Raw genomic sequence first — 2,730 nt, forward strand, 5'->3', positions numbered from 1 at the left:
TTCATGGCAGTATGTTTTGGGGTTTACATACTGTCGTTACGAAAATTTAAGAGTAGTGGTTGCTATGTGCCGGGAAAGGCCGCCGCCGCAGGCGGTTTAGTTCAACGATTAAGATTTTATACGCAGTTTACGCAAAAAAAATACTCGAAGCACAAATGTACCATAAATTGCGTATAAAATCAAGTTGGACTGAGCCGCCTGTGCCCCAAAGGTTTGTTCTGTGTGTAAGCAATGTTTCCAATAGCTTTAAACTTGATTTATTTTTGCAGTAAAACAGCTGGTTTATTGCAGTTGACAAAACTGTTTTTGTACAAATGTTTAATTTTTATTTAGCAAAGGACATAACTATTCCATACCGCTCTTGCAGTAAAATTAAACAAAGTAATATTTCAAAGAGCGAAAAAAATAAATCATTTTGGTGGCGACCTGTTTGATTTCATGACTGCCTTTGATGTATCTTCAACCGGTATCATTTTACCATCTTTGCATTTAGGACAATTCAAAGGATCAACACCTGTGAGCAAAAGAAGTACTTCATTCCAGGACAATCCTGCATATTTAGCTTTTGTGGCTTTTCTGTCTAATGCTTTTTTGATATGCTTAAGTTTTGTTTTGCGATTGGATGATGCAAATATTCCGTAGTAACGGATTTTGCAAAAACCATTGGGAAGTATATGCAAAAGGAAACGGCGGATAAACTCCACGGCATCAAGGTCCATTACTTTCCGTTTTCCTTTATCCTCGTAATCTTTCCATCGAAAAAACACACGATCATTTTCTATTCTTAATATCCTGTCGTTTGAAATGGCTACGCGATAGGAGTATCGTGCAAGGTATTCTATGATTCGTGTATAGTTTTTTTGTGATTTTTCACAAAATACCACCCACTCTTTATTGTAAAGCAGGTCGAGAAGTTGTTTAAAATTCTTTACCTGTTTGAGCGGGGCTATTTCGCCTTCGAACTTGAGTTGGTTTTCCTGGTATGCCTTTTTGAGCAATGAAAGAAATTTCCCCCTGAATACACGTGACAATACATTCACATGGATAAAGAAGTTTTTATGTGAGTATTTCCAATATTGGGTTGTTTCGTCCCAACCGCCGGCAGGAACTATGGTATGCAAATGCGGATGCTCCATCAGGTTTTGCCCCCATGTATGTAAAACAGCTACCAACCCGGTATCAACGCCAAGATGTTTCTTATCTTTTGCAAGCATTAATATGGTTTCGGATGCTGCTTTGAAAATGATATCATACACACATTTTTGGTTAACAAGCGAAAGCCTGTTAAGTTCTGCCGGTATGGTGAAAATGATGTGAAAATATTTTACAGGCAGAAGATTAGCCGAGAGTTTGTCAACCCATTTTGTTTGGTTTAATCCCTGACATTTGGGGCAGTGCCTGTTGCGGCAAGAGTTATAGAAAACACGGGTGTGTCCGCATTTATCGCATATATCGGCGTGGCTGCCTAATGCACTGGTGCGACAATCCTTAATGGCATTCATTGCCCTGATATGTCGACTTGGTAAGTTATAACGTTGGCGGAACTTTTCGCAATATAAACGAAAAATATCCCCAACCTCAGCAGGAGTAATTATGTTTGTATTCATACAATGTTGAGTTAAAGTTCCAATGTGTCCAAAGGACTTCTTACAGCATCGATGGAATATTGCTGAACGTGAAGATATCCGCTTGTCGTTTTGAGCGATTTATGTCCGAGCAACTGCTGAATAATGGGCAGTGAAATGCCTTGTTCCAGCATGTGAGTGGCAAAGCTATGGCGGAGTGTATGAATACTTGCTTTCTTTTTTATCCCCGTTTTTTCAAGTGCATTTTTAAAAATTTGTTGTGCTGTCGATTCGGGAACTGGATGCCTGTCTTTATTCTCAAAAAGCCAATACTTTGGTTTATATAACTTCCAATAAACACGTAGCAGTTCGAGAGCTTTTGGTGATAAGACGGTGTATCGGTCCTTATGCCCTTTTGCCTGTTCAACGCGCACGAGCATTCTTGATGAATCAATATCTGAGATTTTTAAACAACGTGCTTCGCCCACACGTAAACCGGCAGAATAAGTAATCGTTAAAAGTGCCCGGTGTTTAATGTTTGTGAGAGCACTAAGAATCTTTTGTACTTCATCCCTTGATAATATTAAAGGAAGTTTCTTTTCTCTGCGCGGACGTGGAATATCAAGCCGGTTCCACTCCCGCTTTAAGACTTCAACAAAGAGTATTTTTAATGCGCTGATGGTTTGATTCATCCATGATTTACTGAGTTTCTTTACATTCAGGCAATAAATAAAATATTCCCTGACTTGTACAGTTGTCAGTAAATCGGGTGAGGCGTTAAAATACAATGCAAGTGCAAGGATGCATTCAACGTAGTTTTTAATTGTTCTCGGGCTAAGGCCCTTCAGCTGCATCTGCTGAATAAAGCGTTTTCTTAATGGTTTCATGGCAGTATGTTTTGGGGTTTACATACTGTCGTTACGAAAATTTAAGAGTAGTGGTTGCTATGTGCCGGGAAAGGCCGCCGCCGCAGGCGGTTTAGTTCAACTTGTTTATAGGACTGATTTCATCAGTCCTATACAGCCATTGTTGTCCGTATAGGTCTGACAAATGCCATCCTTTATTTCACCAAAGTTATTAAATATTTTTGATTCACAAATCATCAAACGGCGATTTTATTTTTTCTAAACTTTTTGTTGATACATGGGTATATATTTCTGTAGTC

General features: G+C 39.0%; 2 protein-coding genes. Both read right to left on the bottom strand.

All coding sequences use genetic code 11. From position 1 onward, the window contains the following. Positions 1–410: 410 nt before the first annotated feature. Positions 411–1,607, bottom strand: coding sequence for an IS91 family transposase (locus WC623_RS24845; protein ID WP_372856297.1), 1,197 nt, complete (start codon positions 1,605–1,607; stop codon positions 411–413). Positions 1,608–1,618: 11 nt separating this feature from the next. After that, positions 1,619–2,452 (bottom strand): tyrosine-type recombinase/integrase, encoded by an 834-nt coding sequence (locus WC623_RS24850; protein ID WP_372856299.1) that lies wholly within the window; start codon positions 2,450–2,452, stop codon positions 1,619–1,621. Positions 2,453–2,730 lie beyond the last annotated feature (278 nt).

This window comes from Pedobacter sp. (genome assembly GCF_041645105.1).
In the GTDB taxonomy this organism is placed as follows: Bacteria; Bacteroidota; Bacteroidia; order Sphingobacteriales; family Sphingobacteriaceae; genus Pedobacter.